The sequence below is a fragment of the Dyella sp. genome, assembly GCF_036746095.1.
GTDB lineage: Bacteria > Pseudomonadota > Gammaproteobacteria > Xanthomonadales > Rhodanobacteraceae > Dyella_B.
Genome location: NZ_DAIOEU010000030.1, coordinates 1 through 22,514, shown reverse-complemented (window position 1 = coordinate 22,514; position 22,514 = coordinate 1). Strand labels below are relative to the sequence as shown.

The 22,514-nt window shown below is 59.8% G+C and carries 17 protein-coding genes; 3 read left to right on the top strand and 14 right to left on the bottom strand.

Annotation, left to right across the window (positions count from 1 at the left end; genetic code table 11):
- The first annotated feature begins 119 nt into the window (after positions 1-119).
- Together V7M64_RS13110 and V7M64_RS13105 are read left to right on the top strand one after the other, a co-directional pair.
- The gene (locus V7M64_RS13110) at positions 120-3,308 is read left to right on the top strand and encodes a TonB-dependent receptor (protein WP_333679636.1); all 3,189 of its coding nucleotides are present in this window, start codon (positions 120-122) and stop codon (positions 3,306-3,308) included.
- A gap of 85 nt (positions 3,309-3,393) precedes the next feature.
- Entirely contained in the window at positions 3,394-5,766 is a 2,373-nt protein-coding gene (locus V7M64_RS13105) for a GH92 family glycosyl hydrolase (RefSeq protein WP_333679634.1), read from the top strand.
- Positions 5,767-5,922: 156 nt separating this feature from the next.
- On the opposite strand, the gene V7M64_RS13100 is transcribed toward V7M64_RS13105, so the two are convergent.
- The 9 genes from V7M64_RS13100 to V7M64_RS13060 all read right to left on the bottom strand — a co-directional run bounded on the left by V7M64_RS13100 (position 5,923) and on the right by V7M64_RS13060 (position 16,079).
- Positions 5,923-6,936 (bottom strand): sterol desaturase family protein, encoded by a 1,014-nt coding sequence (locus V7M64_RS13100; protein ID WP_333679632.1) that lies wholly within the window; start codon positions 6,934-6,936, stop codon positions 5,923-5,925.
- 156 nt (positions 6,937-7,092) lie between these two features.
- Positions 7,093-7,941 (bottom strand): polyphosphate kinase 2 family protein, encoded by an 849-nt coding sequence (locus V7M64_RS13095; protein ID WP_333679631.1) that lies wholly within the window; start codon positions 7,939-7,941, stop codon positions 7,093-7,095.
- Positions 7,942-8,054: 113 nt separating this feature from the next.
- Positions 8,055-8,672: an OmpA family protein gene (locus V7M64_RS13090; protein ID WP_333679630.1), complete on the bottom strand. Its 618-nt coding sequence runs from the start codon at positions 8,670-8,672 to the stop codon at positions 8,055-8,057.
- A gap of 402 nt (positions 8,673-9,074) precedes the next feature.
- The gene (locus V7M64_RS13085; RefSeq protein ID WP_333679629.1) at positions 9,075-9,851 is read right to left on the bottom strand and encodes a hypothetical protein; all 777 of its coding nucleotides are present in this window, start codon (positions 9,849-9,851) and stop codon (positions 9,075-9,077) included.
- A 215-nt stretch (positions 9,852-10,066) separates the two neighbouring features.
- Positions 10,067-10,717 (bottom strand): response regulator transcription factor, encoded by a 651-nt coding sequence (locus tag V7M64_RS13080; protein WP_333679628.1) that lies wholly within the window; start codon positions 10,715-10,717, stop codon positions 10,067-10,069.
- A complete protein-coding gene (locus V7M64_RS13075; protein WP_333679627.1) occupies positions 10,714-11,460 on the bottom strand; it encodes an ATP-binding protein in 747 nt (248 codons plus the stop codon). Before V7M64_RS13075 ends, V7M64_RS13080 begins: the two co-directional genes overlap by 4 nt.
- A gap of 407 nt (positions 11,461-11,867) precedes the next feature.
- Positions 11,868-13,370 (bottom strand): efflux transporter outer membrane subunit, encoded by a 1,503-nt coding sequence (locus tag V7M64_RS13070; RefSeq protein ID WP_333679625.1) that lies wholly within the window; start codon positions 13,368-13,370, stop codon positions 11,868-11,870.
- 11 nt (positions 13,371-13,381) lie between these two features.
- Positions 13,382-14,962, bottom strand: coding sequence for an MDR family MFS transporter (locus V7M64_RS13065; RefSeq protein ID WP_333679624.1), 1,581 nt, complete (start codon positions 14,960-14,962; stop codon positions 13,382-13,384).
- Complete coding sequence (locus V7M64_RS13060) at positions 14,955-16,079, bottom strand: HlyD family secretion protein (protein ID WP_333679623.1); 1,125 nt, start codon at positions 16,077-16,079, stop codon at positions 14,955-14,957. The genes V7M64_RS13065 and V7M64_RS13060 overlap by 8 nt, the downstream gene beginning before the upstream one ends.
- A gap of 94 nt (positions 16,080-16,173) precedes the next feature.
- Between V7M64_RS13060 and V7M64_RS13055 the strand changes: the two genes are divergently transcribed.
- A complete protein-coding gene (locus V7M64_RS13055) occupies positions 16,174-16,902 on the top strand; it encodes a CerR family C-terminal domain-containing protein (protein WP_333679622.1) in 729 nt (242 codons plus the stop codon).
- 29 nt (positions 16,903-16,931) lie between these two features.
- On the opposite strand, the gene V7M64_RS13050 is transcribed toward V7M64_RS13055, so the two are convergent.
- From V7M64_RS13050 to V7M64_RS13030, 5 genes are all read right to left on the bottom strand, one after another.
- A complete protein-coding gene (locus tag V7M64_RS13050) occupies positions 16,932-17,738 on the bottom strand; it encodes a hypothetical protein (RefSeq protein WP_333679620.1) in 807 nt (268 codons plus the stop codon).
- A 251-nt stretch (positions 17,739-17,989) separates the two neighbouring features.
- A complete protein-coding gene (locus V7M64_RS13045) occupies positions 17,990-18,316 on the bottom strand; it encodes a nucleotide pyrophosphohydrolase (protein WP_333679618.1) in 327 nt (108 codons plus the stop codon).
- Between the two features lie 247 nt (positions 18,317-18,563).
- Positions 18,564-19,196, bottom strand: coding sequence for a hypothetical protein (locus tag V7M64_RS13040; RefSeq protein WP_333679616.1), 633 nt, complete (start codon positions 19,194-19,196; stop codon positions 18,564-18,566).
- Positions 19,150-19,683 carry a hypothetical protein gene (locus V7M64_RS13035; RefSeq protein WP_333679615.1) on the bottom strand — a complete coding sequence of 178 codons (534 nt, stop codon included), beginning with the start codon at positions 19,681-19,683 and terminating at the stop codon, positions 19,150-19,152. The genes V7M64_RS13040 and V7M64_RS13035 overlap by 47 nt, the downstream gene beginning before the upstream one ends.
- A gap of 111 nt (positions 19,684-19,794) precedes the next feature.
- The gene (locus V7M64_RS13030; protein ID WP_333679614.1) at positions 19,795-22,137 is read right to left on the bottom strand and encodes a hypothetical protein; all 2,343 of its coding nucleotides are present in this window, start codon (positions 22,135-22,137) and stop codon (positions 19,795-19,797) included.
- Positions 22,138-22,514: the final 377 nt, after the last annotated feature.

Genomic DNA, 22,514 nt, shown 5'->3' with positions numbered 1-22,514 from the left:
GCTACACCCGGAGGGAGGGAAACAACCAGAGCAGAAATCGCGCCGCCGCAGTACGTGATCCACGGGGGATGACCGCGCCGACTCCAGAAGCGCGCAAACCAGAAAGGGGAATTACGCAAATGATTTACCTGCCACACATGTTTACACGCAAGCCGTTGTACACCGCGCTCGCCTTGGCCACCCTGTCTTTGGGTGGTGGGCTGGGGGTACCCGTGGTTGCTTTTGCCGCGCAGACATCGCCGCCACCGACCAGCGGGGCGACAACATCGCCATCGACACAAACATCCGATAACGCCAAAAAAGCCAAGCAAGCCACCGCCGCGACCGAAAAAGCCGAGGGCAAAACCGGCCCCACGACCCTGCAGACCGTCGTCGTCTCGAGCTTCCGCCAGTCGATCGACGAGAACTTGCAGGACAAACGCGATTCCAACTCCATCGTCGAAATCATCAACGCGCAGAACATCGCGCAGTTTCCCGCCAAGAACATTGCCGACGCGCTGGCACACGTGCCCGGCGTGGTTATCACGCGCGAATCCGGCGAAGGCAAAACCGTCAGCATTCGTGGCCTGGCGCCGGAACTCACGCTGACCGAATTGAACGGCAACTACGTGGCCTCGGCCGATACCTCGGCAGGTCTCACGCGTTCGTTCAACTACACGCTGATACCGGCCAACATGTTTTCGGACATCAAGCTGTATAAAAGCCTGGAGGCACGCCTGGACGAGGGCGGCATCGGCGGCAACGTGGACCTGCACACGCGCCGGCCGCTGGAAATGAAAGCCAACGACGGTTTCGTCTCCATCAATGGTGCGGGCTCCGACAACAGCAGCAAGATCGATCCGCAGGCCTCGGCGCTGTGGTCCTGGAAAAACAAGGATCAAACTTTCGGCGTGCTCGTCGCGGGCTCCTACCTGAAGCGCCGGGACGTCGATTACATGGCCAATGGTTCGAGCTGGCACTGGTGGGCAAACAACTGTACCGATTTCTCCAAGTGCACCGAGCCGCCGGTAGACGTACATCATCACCAGTACGGCGCTGACGTGGCGCCCAATCTCGCGCTATGGCCCGGCGGCGGCGTCACCGACCAGGCTGGCAACGCCTATTCGGGTTACTGGATGCCGCAGCAGTTCTCCACCAGCCGGAACCAGTTGGACCTCAAGTCCACCGGCGTGCAGGCGACCATGCAGTTCAAGCCCACCGACCATTTCCTGCTGACGGGCAACTATTTTCGCTTCCAGCGCGACCAGTCCCAGATCACCAATACGCTGGAGGTACCCGAATGGGGCCTGCCCACCAGCAGCTACGCGGACCAGCAAGGCAGGCTGCTCGCGCCCAATGGCCTGACGTTCGACCCGTCGCACACCGTCGTCACCGGTGCGAACTACGTGCTTCCGCCGGCAGGCACCGGCTGTAACTCGACGACCAACCCCGTCACCGGCGCGCAACGGCAAACGGTGGATGTCTGCTCCACGGAGATACCGTGGCTCAACGGCAACTACTCCGTCGAAAGGGCCACCTCGCAAACCGTCAACCTCGAAGGCGAATGGGACGGCGGCGGCAACCTCAGCGGAACGTTCAACGTCGGCCGCACGTGGGCCACGGGCGGCCCGTCGATCGAGCTGGGCATGGCCGCCAAGCCGCGCAATTTCGTCAACGGCCAGTGGGTGGACGGCAGCAACGGCGCCGCGTGGACCTTGAATGGCAAGCCGACCATCTCGGCTACGCCGAACGTGCTGCAAAACATGCTCGCCGGTGCGGGCCAGGTGGATCTTGGCTCGACCGGTTCGAACATGGTCAATACCAGCACCTCGCAGAATTTCGCGCAGGCGGACTTCACCTGGGCGTTCGACGACAGCTGGATGCAATCGCTGCAATTCGGCATCAAGTATCGCGACAACCGCGCCGAACAGCAGAGCAACGAATTGCGCTGGTACTGCAAGGGCACCGAGCTGCAATTCCAGACCTGCGACCCGAATGCCGGCCAGCTGCCGGCAGGCTTTCTGCTGCCCTATATGCTCAACGGCCACACGGGGGCCTACAACGACAGCGTCTTCCCGGCGATCAATTTCCCCGCCTACTACAACTACCTCAACGCGACCTACGACCGGGTGGTCTACAACAAGCCGCAAGACACCTCGACGATCCGCGAGAAGATCTCGGCCGCCTATGTGCAGGCGAACTTCGATACGGGCACGCTGCGCGGGAACGTGGGCTTGCGTTTTGTAAGCACGGGCCAGGACCTCACCGTCGCCGACGACATCACCACCAACAACGCGGTGTACTACCACGATGCGAACGGCAACATCCTGATCTGCCCCACCACCGGCAAGAACATCGCCGGCGGCCCGTGCGCGCCAGGCGACTTCCAGTATCTGCCGCGCGAACAATCGGTGATCGAGACGTTCTCCAACGCCACCAGCCGGAAGCACTACAACAAGCTTCTGCCCAGCTTCAACATCGCCTGGACGCTGCCGAACAACTTCGTGATCCGCGCGGCCGGGTCGCAGGCGATGGCTCGTGCCAACTACACGGACCTGGCCGAGCTGGGCAGCCTCACCAACAACACGCAGGCGTACTACAACGACCGCAAGCAGTTCGGCGCGCCCTTGCCGGGCTGGTACGGCAGCGGCGCCAATCCCGACCTGAAACCGTTCACGGCGACCCAGTTCGACGTGGCGGGCGAATGGTATTACGCGCCCGAATCGGTCGTGGGCGTGGATCTGTTCGAGAAGAAGGTCAAGAACTTCGTCGTGCCGGTCACCGTCGACAACATCAACGTCAACGTCGGCGGCACCCAAGAAAACTTCATGCAGTACAGCACCAATGCCAATGGCCGCTCGGGTACCTCCAAGGGCGTGGAGATCTACACGCAGCACACGTTCAAGTCGGGCTTTGGCTACATCGCCAATTACACGCTCAACAAGACCAACGAAACACCTGTTTCGCTCGGCGACACCCAGGTAGGCAAGTCGGAGCTGATCGGCAGCGCCAAGTTCGCGGCGAACGTGTCGTTGTTCTATGAAAAGAACGGGCTGCTGTTGCGCGTCACCAACAATTGGACGGGCCGGACCATGCAGGGCTTGTCGTCGGGCCTGCCGATCTATACGGCACCCTATCGCCAGCTCGATCTGAATGGTGATTACGAGTTCACCAAGCATCTTATGGTGACCGCATCGATCATCAACCTCAATCACGCCACGGCGCGCGAATACCTGGGTGGCGATACCACGGCGAGGCTGTACCAGTTGGAATATGCGGGACGGCAGTATTACTTGGGTGTCACGTATAAGTTCGGCGATGGAGGTTGAGACCTGTCCCCTCCCCTGCTGTCGCAGGGGAGGGAGTTGTTCCCCGCAGCGTAGAAACATCTTCATCTCCACACCGGAGGAAACCATGCGCCCATCTTTCGCGCACTTTCGTCGTCGCGCCTTATCGATATCCGCTCTTCCTATCGCGTTGACGATCCTCACACTCGGCGGCATCAGCACAATCAATGCGCAAAACAGCAACACCCCCTCACCCATCGACGAAGCCAACCCACTCGTAGGCACCGCACCGCTCGACCAGCAAACACTGATCGGCAACGCACCACCGCCAGGCGAACCGCTGTACTCAGGCATGACCTCGCCCGGCGCGAGCCTGCCGCAAAGCTCGACCGAAGCATCACCCGTCAACGTCAACGTCGATCTCAGCTATCCCACCGGCGTCGCCGCACCCTATGCCTATGCACGCCCCACGATGATCGGCTTCACCGGCGGCGGCTCAACCTACGGCGGCCGCGCCGAGCCGATGATCATGCCGGTAGTCGGCGACTGGACAGTGCCGCCGGACTACTCGCCGTCGTATTACGACAAGGCAAGCGAAAAGGCATCGCCAGGCTATTACGCCGTCGATCTGGCCACGTTCCACACCAAGGTCGAATTGACGACGACGCAGCAGACCAGCCTGATGCGTTTCACCTTTCCTGCGAGCCACCGCTCAAATGTCATCATCAATCTGCGTCGCGATGGCGGCGACGTGGAGGTCGTCGGCGACCGTACCATTCGTGGTCTTTCCGCAAATGGGCGCTCGAAATACGGCACGGATGGCGATTGGTTCGTGGCCGAGTTCTCGCGGCCGTTCACTCGCTTCGGCACCTTCCGCGCCAACCACGACCACCCTGGCTTCGGCATCGGCGACAAGGACGTGCAAGCCAATCGCCGCACCGTGTCCGGCAGCTATGCAGGCGCCTACGTCACCTTCGACACGCAAGACGGCGAACAGGTGCTGATGAAAATCGCCCATGGCCATAGTGCCGACGAAGCCGAACAGCGATTGCGTGCGGAGAACCCGGGCTGGGATTTCGCGCGCGTGCACAACCGGGCACGCGCCGATTGGGCAAGACTGCTTGATCGCATCGAAGTCACCGGCGGCACGCCGAAGCAGCGCATGCTGTTCTACTCCACCCTGTACCACTCCTTCGCCAGCCCACGGCTGGTGGCGCACAAGGGCGAGCGCTTTACCGACGCCCATGGCAACGTGCAAGTCGCGGGCTACGACCGCTATGGGTCGGTGCCTTTCTGGGATACCGGCCGCAACCAGATCACCCTGTTGATGCTGCTGGAACCAAAAGTGGTGCAGGACATCATGCGTTCCGAGCTGGACCGGGCACGCGAACGCGGCTACATGGACACCTCCTTCCACGGCGACCACGCGGTATTCCTCTACGACGGCGCATGGCAGCGCGGCATCCCATTCGACTATGCGGACGTCTATCCGTATTTACGTAAAAACGCCACCGATCCAAACGGACCTCGCGGCTACCTGGCCGAATACATGAAGAACGGCTGGATCTCCGACATCATCCCACCCGGCAATCCCAGCCCGCCCTACGCGAGCGGCAAGGCGGGCGTGGCCACCACGCTCGAATACGCCTGGGACGATCACGCCCTGGCCGATATCGCCCGCCGGCTCGGCAAGGTGGACGACGCACAAATGTTCCTGCACCGTGCCGCAAATTATCGCAACGTGTTCGATCCCACGGTGGGTTTCTTTCGCGGCCGCACGGAAGATGGCAAATGGATTTCGCCGTTCGACCCAGGCGAGCCATACTACAACTTCATGATGAAGGAAGCTTCCGGCTGGTCCACGCTATGGCTGGTGCCGCACGACGTGCAGGGTTTGATCGATCTGCTCGGCGGACGCGACGCATTCAATGCCAAGCTCGATGCGTTCTTTTCCACGCCCTACACCGCCAAAGGCATCTGCCGCGATTGCACGGGCCTGATCGGCGAATACGTGCAAGGAAACCAGCCGGACCAGCAGGCCGCCTATCTCTACGCATGGAGCGGCCAGCCCTGGAAAACACAGGCGCTCGTGCGCCGCATCCTCGCTGAAATGTATGGCAGCGACGCCAGCGGCTACGGCTATCCCGGCATGGACGACCAGGGCTCGACCTCGTCGTGGTACGTGCTGAGCGCCATGGGGTTCTATCCCGTCGACCCTTCCACGCCTGACTACATCCTCGGCAGCCCGATCTTCGACCGCGTCCGCATCCATATGGGCAATGGCAAGGTCTTCCAGATCGTTGCGCAGAACAACTCGGCCGAGAACATGTACATCCAATCCGCCACGCTCAACGGCAAGCCGTGGACCAAACCGTGGTTCAGCCATGCGGACATCGCCAACGGCGGCGCGCTGGTGTTTACGATGGGACCGCAACCCAGCAAGGCCTGGGGTGCCGATCCGCATGACGCGCCGCCGTCGATGTCCACCGTTCGGCCTTGAACCAAATCCCTCTCCTGCCGGGAGAGGGCTGGGTCGAGGGTGCGGCCAGCGCGCCGTGACAAGCGCCGGCGCCGAGCATCGGCAATCCCGCATCGAAGACCGGCGTAAAGGATTTTGTGCTCGCCGAACGGCAACTGTTGCGGCGGCTGGAAGTTGCTAAGCGCCGGCCTCCACGCGCGTCCCGGCTGCCGACTGCGTCAACAGCGCCGCCTTGGCCGCTTTAGCCGTGTGATGATCGCCGTCATGGCTCCAGCCCGGCGGCATCACCAGGTACAACAGCTTGTTGCGCAATCCTGGCGCCTGCCATACGTCCCGCCCCAACAACCAGAATTCACCCAGGTAGGCATCAAGCACGCTGTAGCGTCTTACGGGCCGCGTGATGCCGTATTCAATGCGGGTGTCCGCATGCACTTCCATGTAAGTGCCGAAGATGCGGTCCCAAATCGGCAGCAGATTGCAGAAATTGGTATCCATGTAGAGCACGTTGCGTGCGTGATGGACACGATGATGCGATGGCGTCAGCACGACGCGATAGAACATGCCCAGCTTTCCTTCGCGCAGAACGTTCTCGCCGAGATGGATGAAACTGCCCCAGAAACTGTCGATGATCATGATCAGGACCAGCAGTGGCGGACTCACGCCCAGCAGCATGCAAATGCTCGTACGCACAAAGTCGGCATAGGTCCCTTCGAGAAAAATATGAGCAAAGTTCACCGATAGATTCATCGCCACCGGTGCATGGTGGGTGGAATGCAAGCACCACAGCAGGCGCACCTTATGCGCCAGGAAGTGATACACGAAGTGGGCCAGTTCCCATGCCACATAGCCATACAGCAATCCGTACCAGGTAAGCCCCGCCTGGAATGGCGCAAAGCGATGGAACACGCCGATACAAAGGCCAACCATGGCGATGGTCAGGAAGTTACCGATGAAGCGGTTCAACACCATCACCAAAAGCGGAACCTGGTAGTCCTCGCGCCTGGCCTGACGCAGCACGATGCCGCGCATGAGTTCGAATACCAGCAACAGCGGGATGATCGGCGCAATGGCCTTGCCGAAGCCGTCTATGGTGAACAGGTTTTGGTAGTTGCCGGACGCGAACATGTCCAGCAGAGGTCCCAGGCCAAGGAAATCATTCAGTTGATCGCGGATCCAGCCCAAGATATCCATGGCGGCCCTCCCCGGCAGCGCAATTCATGCCAATTTGTCACGATCTAAATGGCAGCGCAAGTAAAGCGCGCCAAGTGCGCTCGCTGTCGGCCGGAGCGCGCGGGAGCGAACCCCGACATCCTGTTATTACACGCCATGTGGGAGTTCGGCTGCGCCTCAGCCGCCCTGCTGTTCGTTGGCAGCGGCGTGATATTTCCTGCGGATGGCCGACAGGTCGACACGCGGCGACGGAGTCTTCAAATCCATCTCGCTCATGGTGTCGGCAATGATTTGCGAGATCGCCAGATCGCGGAACCACTTGTGATTGGCCGGAATGACGAACCATGGCGCCCGCTTGGTGCTCGTTCGTTCGATCGCTTCCTTATAGGCGTCCATGTATTTCGGCCACAGCAAGCGCTCGGCATAGTCGCTCTCGCTGATCTTCCATTGCCGCGCCGGATCGTCGAGGCGCCGCTTGAAGCGCTCGAGCTGTTCCTCGGGGCTGATATGCAAATAGAACTTCAAAATGCGCGTGCCGTGGGCGGTGAGCATGTTCTCGAAATCGTTGATGAGCTCGTAGCGTTTCGACCATACCTTGCGCGGCACTGACTTGTGTACGCGCACCACCAGCACGTCTTCATAGTGCGAGCGATTGTAGATAACCACCTGGCCGTTCCCTGGCGCATGCTGGTGAACGCGCCAGAGGAAATCATGGGCGCCCTCTTCGGCGCTCGGCTGCTTGAAGCCGTATACCCAGGTTCCTTGTGGATCCATGCCGCTGAACAAATGCCGGATGACGCCATCTTTGCCCGAAGCATCGAGCCCCTGCAGCACGATAAGCAACGACTGCTTCGCATCGGCGTAGAGCAGCTCTTGCAGCCGCTTCATCTGCGCCAGCGATTCTGCAATCGCCGGCGCCGCCGTTTCGTGGGATTTGTGCTTGCCGTGATAGGAAGGATCGATGCGATCGAGGTGCAGTTTCGCGCCCGGACGCAGGATGAATTCCTCGCCGTAGCTCTTGCCCATGCTCATTCCCCTGCTCGCGCCAGGCTCCTACCCCGTACTCCGGCATGTCCATGATTGGCACGCCAGGTTGAGGTTCGGCCACGCCTTACCCCAACCTGCATGCACTGATGGTGTTACGACTGCGACTGCGGCGGGGATTGCGGTGCAGCTTGCGTCGGCGGACCGGCGAAATCCACCACCAGCGTCACGCGGCGGTTGGCTTCGGCGCCATCGCCCGATTTGCCTTTCAGCACCTGGCGGTCGGCTTCTTTGCCGTAACTGACGGTGCGGATCTGGTCGGCCGACATGCCGCCGGTGCTTACCAAATAGTCGCGCACCGCGTCCGCGCGCTTCAGGCCCAGCCGCTTGTTGTAGGCCCGGCCACCGGCAGGATCGGCAAAACCTTCCACGGTGATCACGGCCTGCGGATAGTTCTTGGACATGATCTTGGCGAAATCGTCGAGCATCGGTTTGTCTTCATCGCGCAACGATGAACTATTGAAGGCGAAGTGCGAAACGGCATCGACGCGGATGCGCCCGTTCAGTTCCGCGATCTTCGCGTCGTACTGCGCGAAACGCTGTTGCATCTGTTGCGTCAGGCTGTCGATTTCCTGCTGCTGTTTCTGTTGATTGGAACGCAGGTCGTTGATGGCTGCATCGAAATCGGCCTTCTTGACGTAGCCCTGGCATCCACCCAGCCCAATAGCCAGCACGCTCAGGCCTGCACAAGCAAAACGTTGATAGGAACGCATGGAAGATTCCTCCTCGAGGAAAGGGGCAAAAAGGGTTACGCGGCAGATCGCTTTTCAGGGATCTGCCGCCCTCGTACTGCACGCAAACTCACGCCCGCCTTCCAGTACCGGCGCAATACTTCGAGATTCGATGGCCGCACGCGATGGCGGCGTCGGTCTTGCCGTCTTGTGCCGCCCGCGAGTGGAAAACCGGCCTGGCACAGAACAATGCTTGCTTTGGTTCGCTGATCGATGCGAAGGGAAGCAGAACGACATGGAAATCAACACATCACCCGACCGCCGTGGCGTGAATCGTTTCGTCACGACTTTGCAGTGTCATATGTTGCGATGGCGTGAACTTGACCAGGCTTGATAAGGCGCCATTAATCCTGCCGCTGACCGGAACTCAAAATGCCATGCCGGCTATGGCACCAGGATTTCCGATACATGCGCCGAGTCACCATGCACTGTTTGGTGTTGCAGGCGCTGGGGCGTGGCATCCGGCAATCGCCGAACCAGCACCGGTGCCGAAGCTCGGGTTATGTCGCAGAGTTGAAAGCACTGCAGCGGCCGCTCGCGCAACGCAATGGGCGAGGTGGAATGCGCAGCCAAGGCGCGTTGCCCATTCGCCAGGCGTTCCTGAGTGGGAATGGTAAAACCCACCTTGCCGCGCTGATCGACGATCGACAAGATGCGGCCGCCCCAATCACCGGTCAGCAAGTATTTCCAGATGGTACTGCGAGCATGCATGCGCAGGCGATACGTCTTGCCGAGGCTGGATAACCAGCGAGGAAAATCATTGCTGCCGGTGGCATCCACCTGCACCGCGACCGTCGCCCAGGGCGCCGTCGCAGCAGCCGGTGCAGGCAGCAGCGTTGCGGGCAATGCACCGTCCTCATCCCGATGCGGCAGCGTGCCGACCAGCCCCGTGTAGTAAACACACGCCGCGTCCATCGAATGCACATCGAAGCGGAGCACGCGCGGCTCGCCGCCATCCATGCGCTCGCTCCACAGTTCCAGCAGCTGTGATTCGGGCGCCATGATCGCCAGACTGTACCCATTCGCGTGCTGCAGGATCCGGAAACGACGCAGAAACGCCAAGGTGTCCTTATGCGGCAGAAACAGCAGATGGCGCGCGTGGCCGTCGGCGAAGTAATCATGGCGAACATCAATGGCAGCAAGAAGGCAATGCAATGGCATGGTCCAACGTCCTGCTAGGCGGGCACGCGAAAATGACCATGGCGATACTTATTCCGTGTTGACTTGATCCCCAAAACGCCCCTCCTCGCACTCAGATCCTGGCAATGCAAGAAAGATAACGTTGCCCGTCCGCACGTCCCTATCAGCAAAATGCTGATATTGATGTCCGGTTTGCCGAGCCAGGCATGGCTACATAGATTGGGGCAAAGAAGGGCTCAATCGAGCGACGCCATGCCTTCTTTCACGGCGTAACGAGTCAATTCGGCCACGTTGCGGATCTTGAGCTTGCGGAACACATGCGACCGGTGCGTGGCTACCGTCTTGGCGCTGATATGAAGTCGATCGGCTACTTGCTGCGTCGAGCAGCCTTCCGCAAAAAGCCGCGTGACTTCGCGCTCGCGCCATGTCAAGGGCGGCGGTGTCCATGCCGCGCGGCCTCCGCTTTCGCCGCGATATGCGTTCATGATGGGCGCTACCAGTTCTGTGCTTAGGAAAACCTGCCCGTTGCAAGTGTGGCGAATGGCGCGCGCCAGTTCGTCGTAGCAGTTGTCCTTGAGCACATAGCCGGATGCTCCGGCTTCCATCGCCATCAACACTTGCTTGGGCTGGGCGCTGGCGGAAAGGCATAGCACTTTGCACGGTAGCCGTTCACTGCGAATCCGCCGCGTCATCTCGATGCCGTTCATCACCGGCATGGCGACGTCGGCAACCACCACGTCGGGATTCAAGGTTCTGGCCAGGCGCAGGAGATCCACGCCATGGCTCGCCTGCCCCAGCACGTCGATGTCCGGCTCGCGCTGCAGCAGTGCGACCAGGCCGTCACGCAACATGGCGTGGTCGTCGCCAAGCACGACGCGCATTTTCATCGCGAGGCAATCCCGCCAGGCAGCCGTACCGTGCGCTTGCCCGGCCAGCTCCGTTCGCCAAAATCCCCGGGCCAGCGAATGCAGACATGCACGCCTGCACCGGGGCTGCTCTGCAAGTGGAAGGTGGCTTCGACACCGGCGAGGCGTTCAGGCATCGAGCCGAGCCCATGGCCGCTGCTGGGGCGCTGATAGATGGTGACCGGATCAAACCCTGGGCCGTTGTCGCTCACGGTCAATTCGAAGCCGTTCGGTAGTGCGGACAAGGCGATTTCTGCGTTCGCGCCGGGCGCGTGCTTGCACGTGTTGAGCAACAGTTCCTGCACGGCTTGCAGCACGGTAAAGGCGACTGGCGGCGGCGGATCGGCAACCGGATCGTCACAATCGATGTCAAGCGCCAGGCCCGTAAAAGAAGAAAGCCGACAGGCCAGGTTGATCAGCGACGCATCGAACGATGCCGGCGTCTCCGCCGCCAAGGCACTGCCCCACTCGTCCAGCAATTGCCGCGTCGTACGCAAGGCCTCGCTGACCTGCGTACGAATACCATCGAGCGTGTCTGCATCGACAGCGGCCTGGGCGTGCCTGGCGTGATCCAGCCCCAACAATGCCAGTGCCATCAGTTGTGCCGGGCCATCGTGCAAGCGTTGCATCAAGCGCGTGGCAATGTGTGTGTTCATGCCAGGCGAAGGCGCACGGCGCAAGGGAACCGCCCCTTCGCCTTCGGCCATCTTTTGAATCACCGACATACAGCTCCCCCTGCGTCACTTACCGTCCCTACCGCACGCCGAGGTCGAACCGACTGCTTCGATTCAAGCTCGTGCCAAGCAACATCGTAGTGGCCCACCCTGTACCGTCTTCAAGTGAGCCTGAGGGAAAGTGCAGCGATGCGCAGGTTGCCATGCCTGCATCGTCACCATGACGCCATCCATCGTGTGCATGCCGCCATTCGGAGCAAGCAAGCCGGCGACAACGCAAAATGCCGATCGGCATTCATCATCCTGGCATTGCACAGCGGAAAACTTGCCCCGTCCCCCGGAGACACTGGCAGGCATGTTCGCATTGATGGTCACCGTGCGGCAACCGCCATGCTTTTCACAAAAACCTCACGCGCCATGATGAGGCCTATCGGTCTGACCTGTGCTTCGCGTAGCGTCTACGGCGCAGAAATCCAGCCGAGCCCAAGACTCTTCTGCAGCGATACGAAATCCTTGAGCAGTTCCGCCCTGCCCTGCACGAGGTTTTGCTGTGCGCTGAACTGCACGCGTTGCGTATCCAGCAGATCGATCAACGATGACGCACCCGCGCCATAGCGCTGGCGCATCAAGCCGGCAGAACGATCGGCCGAGGCTTCGATCTGTTGCAAGCGTGAAACGCTTTCGCGTTGATGGCCATAGCGCGAGAGTGCGTTGTTGGCATCCTGCAAGGCGGCCAGCACGGTTTGCGTATAACGCGCGACAGCCTCATCCCGGCCTGCCTCCGCCTGGCGAATACTGCCGCGCGTGCGGTCGAAATCCAGCACATCCCATTGCAGGTAAGGCGCGCCCAGCCAGGTGAAGGCGCTCTTGCGCAGCAAATGCCCGGGATCGCCGGCGTTGGAACCGATAAAACCCATCATCGATACTTTCGGAAACAGATCCGCTTCGTGCTGGCCGATTTGCGCATTGCTTGCCGCGAGGCGGCGTTCGGCGGCCCGGATATCCGGGCGCTGCTTCAACACGGTAGCCGGGTCCTCGATCGGCACCGAAGCCGGCATGGCGGGTAACGCTGCGGGTGCAGCAAGTTCGCGATCCAGTGCACCGGGCGCCTGGCCGGTCAGTACCGCAAGTTGATCGAGCGATTCGGTGATCTGCTCGTCCAGCGGAACCAGCGTGGCCTTGGTGTTTTCCACTTGCGCGGTCTGCCGTTCTACATCGGCATCCGTGACCACGCCGCGCTCGCGCTGCTGGCGAATCAGGTCCAGCGTTTTCTGTTCCAATTGCGCGGATTGATCGGCCAGCAACAGCCGCTGTTGCTGGCTGCGCAAATCGATATATGCCTGCGCCACTTCCGCCGCCAGCGATACTTGCGTATCGGCCAGGTCCGCGTGGACGGCCTCGGCTTGCGCGGACGCCGCTTCGATCGCGCGACGCGTGCCGCCGAACAGGTCGAGCTCCCATGAGGCGTCGAACCCTGCGCTGTAGAACTGCAGCGGACCACGCCCATGCGAACTGTTTGTGGTTTGTCCGCTCGATGACGTATTGCTGGACGATTGCTGGGAGGACTGCAAGCTGGAGAGATCCGGCTGGCGCATGCGCAGCGCCACCGCATCGGCCGAAACCTTCGGCATGTCCGCCGCGCGTTGCTGCTGCAGTTGGGCGCGCGATTGGCGCAGGCGCGCCTGCGCGGCATGCAGGTCGGGATTATTTCTCAGTGCCTGGTCGATCAGCGCATTCAAGGTCGGATCATTCAGCGATTCCCACCAGCGGCTGGGCGCATGTCCCACCGTGGTGATGCCAGTCGCCGGTGCGCGCACGAAGGCACTGGCATGCGCCGCACTAGGGGCAACCTCGGGCGCGCCGTGATAATCCGGCCCGACCGTGCAGCCGGACAATGCGGCCATGGCGGTGAGCAGTGCGAAACCGGACATGCGTGCATAGCGCAGGCAAGACATCGACATGACAAAAACCCTTAATGAGCTTCGCTGACCGGCGCGTGATGGCGCGGGGTTCTAAGCAACAACGCCAGTGGAATACAGCAGAGCAAGGCGATTCCCAGCACGTAAAACACTTCGGAAAAAGTCATCACCAGCGCCTGCTGCTGGATCTGCGCAGCCAGCTGGCCGAGCGCGCGCATCTTCGAATACGCCATGTCGCCGGTGCGCGCGAACCAGTTCGCCGCGCTTGCCGCGATGCGTTCCTGGCCGAGCACCGAATTGGCCGACAGCGATTCGCGGATCGACGCAACGTGGAACGTATTGCGCCGGTCGATCACGGTACCGATGATCGCCAGGCCAATGGAGCCACCAAGGTTGCGCGCCATGTTGTAGATACCGGCGGCGTCGCCGGATTCCTCGCGCGACACCGCCGCCATCGACGCCTGGTTCAACGGCATCAACGCCAGCATCTGTCCGGCGCCGCGTACCAGCTGCGACCAGACGAAATCGTGGCCGACGCTTTGCGCGGTCAGGTGAATGTCCAGCATGCAGCTGACGAAGAAACAGAACAGGCCGCTGATGACCAGCACGCGGTAGTCCATCTTGCCGAGCAGGCGCGGCAGGATCGGCATCATCATGAATGCCGGCACGCCGGATATCAGCATCACCCAGCCGGATTGCTCGGCGTTGTAGCCCGATACAAGCCCAAGAAACTGCGGGATCAGATAGATCACGCCATACAGCGCCGCACCGACCACCATCACGATAAAGATCACGCTGGCATAGCGCGGATTGCTGAGCAGGCTCAAGCGCATCACCGGCCGCTTGGCGGTGAACTGCGAAATGGCGATCAGCACCATGCCGATCAGCGACACCACACTGAGCCAGATAATGGTGCTGGATTGAAACCACTGCTCGCGCTGGCCCTCTTCCAGCACCACGGTCAGCGAACTCAAGCCGGCCGACAAGCCCACGATGCCCAGCCAATCAGCCTGCCTTAGCGCTTCCAGATGCAAGGGCGCCGACGGCAAACCGGCAATCAATAACGTGATCAGGCCAAGGCATACCGGCAGATTGATGAAGAAGCACCAGCTCCAGCTGATGTTCTCCGTCAACCAGCCGCCGAGCACGGGACCGAGCAGCGGGCCAAGCAGCACGATCAAGCCGAACGCCGTCATGCCGATCGGCAACTGCGACATCGGCAGGCGCGTGCGGATGATCGTCTGCGCGGTGGGGATCATCGCGCCGCCGGTAAAACCCTGGCCGATGCGGCCGATGATCATGATGAGCAGCGTATGCGACATGCCGCACATCATCGAAAACAGGATGAACAGCACCGCGCAGCCAAGCAGGAAATTGCGCAGGCCGAACACGCGCGTGAGCCACGCCGCCAATGGAATGATCACGATTTCCGACATCAGGTAACCGGTGGAAATCCAGGTGCCTTCGGTGCCGGTGGCACCGATTTCACCCTGGATTTGCGGCAGGGCGGAGTTGGTGATCGAGATATCCAGCGTCGCCATCAACGCGCCGAGCGAGCCGGCCGCGACTGCGATCCAATCCGAAACGCTGGCGCGCTCGGGATGATGCGCCGGCGTGGCGGCTGCCTCAGCCATGCTGGTTATCCGCCACGTGTTGTTGCGCGTGGCCGTCCGATCGCGTGTCCACGTCCACGGTTACCGACAGGCCCGGCACGAGCCGCTTGCGCGTTTGTTCGTCGGTGTCGATGCGAATGCGCACCGGCACGCGCTGCACGATCTTGGTGAAGTTGCCGGTGGCGTTTTCCGGCGGCAGCAGCGCGAACTGCGAACCGGTACCCGGCGCGAAGCTGTCGACCACGCCATGCAGGTCGGCATCGGGCAACGCATCCACGTGCACGGTGGCCGACTGGCCGGCACGCATGCGGCCGATCTGCGTTTCCTTGAAGTTGGCGGTGAGGTAGATGCTCTGCACTGGCACCACCGTCATCAGGCGCGTGCCGGGCTGGGCGTATTGGCCCACGCGCACGGTGCGGTCGCCGACACGGCCGCTGAGCGAGGCGCGAACCAGCGTGTCCTGCAGATCCAGCTGCGCCTGCTTGGTAGATGCTTGTGCCGCCTCCAGCTGCGCCTGCGCTTGCGCAATCTGCGCATGGAGATCGACCATGCGCGCCTGCGCCTGGTCGAGCGCGGCCTGATCGGCGGCCACGCTGGCCTTCGCCTGGTCGCGGTTGCTGATCAGCACCGACAATTGGTCGCCGCTCTCCGCACCGCTTTTCGCCAGCGGCCCGTAGCGGCGCACTTCATCCTCCGCATGCCTGGCGCTGACTTGCGCCACCTGCAACTGCGCCCTCGCCTGTTCGATGGCCGCCTGCTGTTGCTTGATGCCTGCCTGCGCGCGCTCGACGTCCGCCCGCCGTGCGTCCACCGTCGCCGTGGATTGATCCAAGGCCGCCTGATATTGGCGAGCATCCAGGCGCACCAGCGGATCGCCCGCCTTCACGCTGGCGTTATCGCCCACATACACATCGGTGACGTAGCCGCTGACCTTGGGCGCCACCGTGACGCTATCGGCCTGCAGGTAGGCATCGTCGGTGCTTTGGATAAAGCGCCCCACCAGCCACCAATAACCGAGTGCGACCAGCCCTACGATGCCCAGCAGGATGGCGACCGGCAGCAAAAAACGCGGCACTTTCCGGCGCGGCACAGCGCCATTCGGCGCATCACCCGATGCGCTGGTGTTGGAAGGAGGCATGCCCATCGACCTTGAAATTATTCCAGCTGGAAAATTTATTCCAACCGGTATAATTTTGTCAAATGCTATCTTGATGGCAGAGAGGAAAAATCGGATGACTCAAGCCATGACTCAAGCCAAGCGCCTTCGGCGCTCCACCGCCAGCGGCTACGCGCGCGGCGACGAAACGCGCCAGCGCATCATCGATGCAGCCATCCAGCTGTTCGGCGAACACGGCTTCAAGGACGCCTCCACGCGCGACATCGCGGCAGCCGCGGGCGTCAATGCGCCGGCGTTGCAGTATTACTTCGAGAACAAGGAAGGTCTATATAAGGCTTGCGCCGAATACATCACCGAAGATCTGCAAGCACGCTATGCGCCATCCGTAAAGCACGCCAGGGACGCACTGAAAAACAATGCCGACGTCGAAACGCTGGTCGAAGCCTATCTGCGCATGCAGGTGACCACGCTGGACAGCGTGCTGGTGCAGCCACACCTTTTCAAGGGGCGCCTGGTCGGGCGGGAGCTGGCCGGCGAATCGCCCCAGATTGCCTCGGAAATGCTGCGCAAGAAAATGAAAGAGCCGATCAACAAGCTATTGTTGTCGCTGCTCGCACGCATCATGCATACCCGGCCCAACGATGCCATCACGCGTATCCGCATGCTGACCCTGAAAGGTCTGGTGCTCGCCTTCTACTACCCACCCGGCGCTTGCCTGGAACTGCTGGAGTGGAAGGAAATCGATGCTGACAAGAGCGCGATGATCAAGGCCGCGGTGCAGGAGCAGACGCGTACGCTGTTGATGAGTTGGCATGAGGCCGGCATGCGTAAAGATGCGGCGTGAAGCCTACATGCTTGCAGGCCGAATCTAAATTAGCACCACAACTCCTGACCGACCAGCCGCGGCTTTGCGCATTCTCCAGCAGGCAAAGGTAGCTTCATGCCAGGATGCCAGAAGCTGAGTTTCTGCAGTATCTCCGGCATTTCCGAATCAATGACGGCAAGCGGGTTGCCGTCGCCGTATCGAGTCGCACTGCGATAACGCAAAATTTGTTTGTATCCACCAGTCGACCCAAGCCTCTCGACAATGATCCAGAAGCCGAAGGGCGCATCGCTGGTCGGATCAGCAGAAATGATGGCCCCCGCCAGCGGGCCATCCGCGATATAACGGATTTCCTGACTGTTATTCCTGCCTGTCTGTTTTTTATAGACGAGTGTGAAGCCATCTTGCTCACGGTCATAGGCAAGCGCCACGGTTGCCAGACGCTGATTGCTGTTGCCAGAGTGCTGACTGGCGACCTGCATGAGGAGAAGTGGCCGGTCAGGACGGGGATGCACGATTCGGACGTCGGTCAAATAATGCGGATCGGAGTAATCGTCGGCTCCCGAGGATAGGCGCAAGACATTATCCAGATCTGAAGAACACGATGCTCCCTTGTCGCGGGTCACGCAGAGCCGAATTTTTCCCGGGATCGAATCCATCGTCACTGGATCGGTGACATTGGGACCTTGCGATGCCATGAAACGCCAGTCTGATTTGGTGCTGAGAGACTGCGACAAGTCGATCGACGAGATGAGCGTATCCCTTGAAGGGCGCGATTTTACGTCCTGTGCCTGCGCTCCGCTAACGGCAACTGTCAGCAGGGATATCAAAAGAAACGACAGCAGGCCAATTGTCATTGCGGACTCCAGTTTCTTCAGTTCGTAACGGTTGAATAACGTTCACTTCGGCGTCAGAAGCGGACAACGCGAAAATGGTTATCAGCGAAGGTTGTTGGACACAGCAAATGCAGCCCACAAAGTTACAAGCACAGCCATCCCTGCCGGTTGAATACGTTCTGGGGGTTGCGTGCAGTCCTTGCGGGCAGGATACCGACCTGACGTGACTGTGAGCATCACGACGCGTCCCAAATGGAAAAGCAAGAAATTTCTCACGAGCCAAGCTCACCGGATACATATGCGGCCAGCTCTCTGGTGTTTCTGACAAACTCCGCTTCCAAATCAATGCCACACTTATTTGCAAGAACAATGATCGACCATAAACAGTCTGACAATTCATGACCAAGTTTTGCTTTGCAATCATCAATGTCTCGGATGCCAGCGTTTGCTTGGATCAGCTTTGCCAGATCGCCCACGTCGCCCACAAATCCCAGCGCAAGTTCCGTCGTGGTCCAGATACGCCCCCACCTCTTGATTTCAAACTGTTCGTAGAGTTCGTTTAACTGGAGCGCTGACTTTTCTAGGTCACGGAATTTCATGTTGATTGCACCTTGGACAGGGAATACCGGGACGAGGATGACGCCCTTCGCCATGGCTTGGCTTTTTGTGTGTGGAGGATCAAGGTTTTCAGAAGGGTGCGGATAGCCATTGTGTCTGCTTCAAGTGGCGGACTTCTTAGGCGTTGGAACCAACTGCCAGGACCCCAATGAATTCCGCAGCAGCTCTCGGTACTGTGCCCGGCGCTCCTCGTCCCCAGTTACCGAAGGGATGCAAAGTTAGCGCCGCTCATTTTGGCAGCAGCATAAATTTCCCACAAGAAGGCGGAATGCCTTGGGTTGGCTCCATCGGAATCTCGGCAGCCCTCCTGAGGCAGTCGAGTGCCTCGAGTACACGTTGACGACGTTGAAAAAGCTTGTATTGCTCTTGATGCACCTTGTTCCAACGCTGCTCAGCGGCCGCATGAAGCGCTGGCAATCCATCGCAGCTTGGCGATACGTCCCGCCCCAGATTGGTAGAGGTCCCATCCGTACAAAAGGACTTCTGCAACATCAAGTCAAGGAAGAACCAAGAACCACGCTGAAAGTCCTCCTGTTTCTCTTGCGCTCTGCTGATGTATTCCGCCTGCGACTCGTAAGCTTCGATCTGGATCGCAATAACGGCCGCTGCCGCCCTGTCAGGAGAAATACTGGAAGTAACCCTCCTTTGCTCGGCGTATAAGGCGCGTGCCTTGTTCTCGATCATCTCAAGATCATTCCCTTGCGGCGTACTCAGCCATACGTCGGTATTTTTTATGTAGTCGTTTAACCGGGCCGTCATCGAGATTGCGGAAGACGTTTCATCAGCCCGCAACCGCTTCTTGAAGGACGATATCTCACTGTATCGCGCCAAAATCTGCTGGTATGAGTTCTCCGTGCTCAAGACAAAGGTGGCATGGCTGCTCCCGGATACATCGCGCGGCCGCGTCCAGTACAAGCGGAAGCCCGTTGAGCTCATATTGCCCTCCAGACCGCTCATCCTGCTCTGCAGTGGCCCACTCTGGAGTTTCATGGTCAGCGGCGCGACGCCGGTGTTCGAATACATGAACACCAAAATTGACTTCGCGCTGCTTGCCCAGAACACCAGTCAGGCTAGATGTTTCACGGACGAGCTCACCCGAATTGTCCAATCGGGCAACCTCGATGGTGCCTTTGAATTCATCTCCCCTCACCTCGCTAATGCGCACAGCAAAAGCGCTGGGATCTTCCCCCCAATCATCGGCAATATAAATCCCTGGAATCAAAGACATTGCAGGCTCGGAAATAGCCTTCTTGTTAGTGGTGTCAGTTACGGGCGCGCCTCCCGCGTCAGCGTGAGCGCCGAAGAGGAGCAGCGTCGCGGCCATTGTCCAGCCAACCAGCAGTTTCATGGCATTCCTTCCGCTAGATTCAGGTGCTTTGAAGAGAGTGAAATGGCAAGGCGCGGCCCACAGCCACATCGCAACGTAAACGCACTTCTAGCGTGGCCCATCTCCCCCGGCTTAAGGCGGTGCGGATGGTTGTCGTACCCTTTTCCTGAGTAGCCGACCGCCCAGCAGGAACCCAAGCAGCAGCAAGCTCACGCCTCCGGCGACTGCCGTTAGGGGATGGACATGAAATCGCGCTGTCAACTTCTTCATGCGATGCAGCCATAGTGGTTTTGCCGCCGTTTCAAAATCCGGATCAGGGCATTGGTAACCGAATTTCTTGGCTCGAAGTACATAAGCGCCGTGCTTCACGTAAAGCTGCCACGCTTTATGAAGGCCGGCGATCGGATCATGATTGTCTATGGCCTTGGGCGGGGCCTGATTCATCCAATGCGCGGCATGGCACAGGATGGCCGCATAGGCCTGTGATCGAGGTGGCATCAGCGCTGCGGCTTTCAGCGCTTCGTCGAATGCGATATACCACCGCAGATGCTCCTGATCGGGTGTCGTATAGTTTTCTTTCAGCCGAACGAGTTCACTCGCAGATATTCCTGGATAGTTAGGCGTGGCTTTCTCGCCGTTATGAGGAGAGTCATGATCCATGACCTGATCGTGCTCAACACGCGTAAGCAGAGCCAGTTGATACCACGCCGCACCGCGAACTACCGCTGACGATCCATGCTCAACCTGGTCATAAGCAGTGGCGTAGGCTTGGATAAAGTCGCGCTGGGTTTTGAGGCTAACGTTCAAACCTGTATCAAAAGAAGAGTCGTAGTTAGAGACACGAAGATCATAGACGGCATTCGCATATGAAATGGCCTCCTTGTAATACCCCTCTCTTACTAACCGCTTGGCTAACGCAGAGTGCAATCTCCAGCTGTCGTTATCGTTCACCCGGGTTGCGTTGAGCGCAGGATCCGGCGGCAACGTTACGACGAAGTCCCGCAACTCCGCCGTGGTCAACACGCGCTCCGCCAAGTACGTCGTCAGACCATTGTCGTCCGCAACCCCGATAGCCTTCCTATCGCAAATAACCTGATCGCGCATGGCCGGAATGAATTCAGCGCGAGCACGCTCGAGCTGAGTCATTTCCAGGCACGCCGCAGATTGATTGAATGGCGACAGGCCATTTGGATCGATGTTGGTCGAAGACATCGCCACAGCTTTCTTATATGCAGCCTCGGCATCTGTCAGCTTATGGCTCAGCACCAGCAATTTGGCCTTCAGCCACCAAGCCAGCGCTGTGTTTTGTCCATCGATGAGCGTGCGCGTGAAATCGAAGTCGCCCACGCGATATGCCAAGGCAGCCAGCCGGTCTGGGTAGGCAATTTTTTCCCTTGGCCATTGCTTTGCGATTTGCACGATGCGATCCATCGCGCCATTGTCTACATTACCGTAGGGATGGCCGCCCGGCGTGTAGACGTATTCGCGCACGCGGCCATCGTCATTGAATTCCAACGCATAAGCGATCAACAGACGTTGCCCGAGGGGAATGTTTTCGACTTTGGCCATACCGTCCTGGTCCTGATACAGCGCCTGCGCGACCCATTTGAGCGACGCGATGCCCTCTTCTGATCCGCGCACCGCCTGTTCTGCGTAAAGGCCGATCGTCGAGGCGAGGTCGCCTTGTGCGCGGCGCAGGCGCGCCTGATCACCAAAGCTCGCCACGGCAAGACCGCCCGGGTCCGGCATTCCGGCACGCGCCAGCGTGCGCGTCAGCACGAAAGCCTTTTCCGCCATGGCCGCATCCCCATGCAAAGCATAGCTCCGGCCAAGCATGTAAGCGGCCGTCACAGCACGTGGCCGTTTTGCCGCGTCGGACAGATCAAGCACCGCCTGAAAGCGCGGAATGGCTTTGTCCAGCGCAGTCAGCTGCTCGGTATCCAAGGGACCGAGGGATAACGGTTTGGTCCAGGGATCCGGTCGCGTGACTGCCACGGGTCGTGCGATATGAAAGTCCACGGCAGCGGCTGTATAGAGTCGAATCGCCTCAGGCAGGTCTTTGCCGATCATGTACGCGGCGTCGCCATTTGCGGCTGCCTGCATGGCCTTGACCTCGGCAGTAAATACGTCTGGGACTGCTATCAATTTGGCCTGTTTTTCGTGTTCCTCGTCCCGCTGTTTGTTTTGCGTGGTTTCGTCGTCATAGGACGCGGCTGCGGCAAGCCGTATATCGCTCATTGCATGTCCCAGCACGTCCTCGTCCACTTCATCGACAAGTAAATGATCATGACGCGCAGGCAGCAAGTGGACCGCTTCGAAGACAAAGCCGTTGTATGGTGGATACGCAAGAAAACCCGGCGGAATGACTGGCCCATCCGTGGCACCGGCGGTTCCGGGGCAAGCGGTCGCCAATGCGACAAACGCAACCGTGCGACGCCAACGGGATCGCCCGGGCACAACGACATTTCGATTCAAACTATCCCCCTAACCCGTCTGGAGCTGTCAAAATCCTTTTGCCTTTACTTAGCACACTTTGCAAGCTGCTCGTGGACAAGGCCTCCTGATTTACACGAAAGCAAGCAACGTCGTTGACCATCCCACTATCGAAGGCGATTTTTCCAGAATAACCGCGAATGGTGCTGGCGATTTTCGGTAAAAGAAATGTCCGCGACGGGGCGAAGGCAAACCATTCACTAAAATCCGAGGGAACCCTCCTTCACCAGCAATCTACGATACAGAACCGTGGCGAGCTCAGCACACCCACCCGACTCACGCCTCCTTTAAGGCAACACTGAACAAGTATCGCCGTCGTCACCAGCCCTGTCTGTTCGCAGGCCACAGGGCCGTCGGCG

Coding starts and splice junctions, on each gene's coding strand:
- V7M64_RS13110 (WP_333679636.1), top strand. CDS start 120: ATGATTTACCTGCCACACATGTTTACACGCAAGCCGTTGTACACCGCG.
- V7M64_RS13105 (WP_333679634.1), top strand. CDS start 3,394: ATGCGCCCATCTTTCGCGCACTTTCGTCGTCGCGCCTTATCGATATCC.
- V7M64_RS13100 (WP_333679632.1), bottom strand. CDS start 6,936: ATGGATATCTTGGGCTGGATCCGCGATCAACTGAATGATTTCCTTGGC.
- V7M64_RS13095 (WP_333679631.1), bottom strand. CDS start 7,941: ATGGGCAAGAGCTACGGCGAGGAATTCATCCTGCGTCCGGGCGCGAAA.
- V7M64_RS13090 (WP_333679630.1), bottom strand. CDS start 8,672: ATGCGTTCCTATCAACGTTTTGCTTGTGCAGGCCTGAGCGTGCTGGCT.
- V7M64_RS13085 (WP_333679629.1), bottom strand. CDS start 9,851: ATGCCATTGCATTGCCTTCTTGCTGCCATTGATGTTCGCCATGATTAC.
- V7M64_RS13080 (WP_333679628.1), bottom strand. CDS start 10,717: ATGAAAATGCGCGTCGTGCTTGGCGACGACCACGCCATGTTGCGTGAC.
- V7M64_RS13075 (WP_333679627.1), bottom strand. CDS start 11,460: ATGTCGGTGATTCAAAAGATGGCCGAAGGCGAAGGGGCGGTTCCCTTG.
- V7M64_RS13070 (WP_333679625.1), bottom strand. CDS start 13,370: ATGTCGATGTCTTGCCTGCGCTATGCACGCATGTCCGGTTTCGCACTG.
- V7M64_RS13065 (WP_333679624.1), bottom strand. CDS start 14,962: ATGGCTGAGGCAGCCGCCACGCCGGCGCATCATCCCGAGCGCGCCAGC.
- V7M64_RS13060 (WP_333679623.1), bottom strand. CDS start 16,079: ATGCCTCCTTCCAACACCAGCGCATCGGGTGATGCGCCGAATGGCGCT.
- V7M64_RS13055 (WP_333679622.1), top strand. CDS start 16,174: ATGACTCAAGCCATGACTCAAGCCAAGCGCCTTCGGCGCTCCACCGCC.
- V7M64_RS13050 (WP_333679620.1), bottom strand. CDS start 17,738: ATGACAATTGGCCTGCTGTCGTTTCTTTTGATATCCCTGCTGACAGTT.
- V7M64_RS13045 (WP_333679618.1), bottom strand. CDS start 18,316: ATGAAATTCCGTGACCTAGAAAAGTCAGCGCTCCAGTTAAACGAACTC.
- V7M64_RS13035 (WP_333679615.1), bottom strand. CDS start 19,683: ATGAAACTGCTGGTTGGCTGGACAATGGCCGCGACGCTGCTCCTCTTC.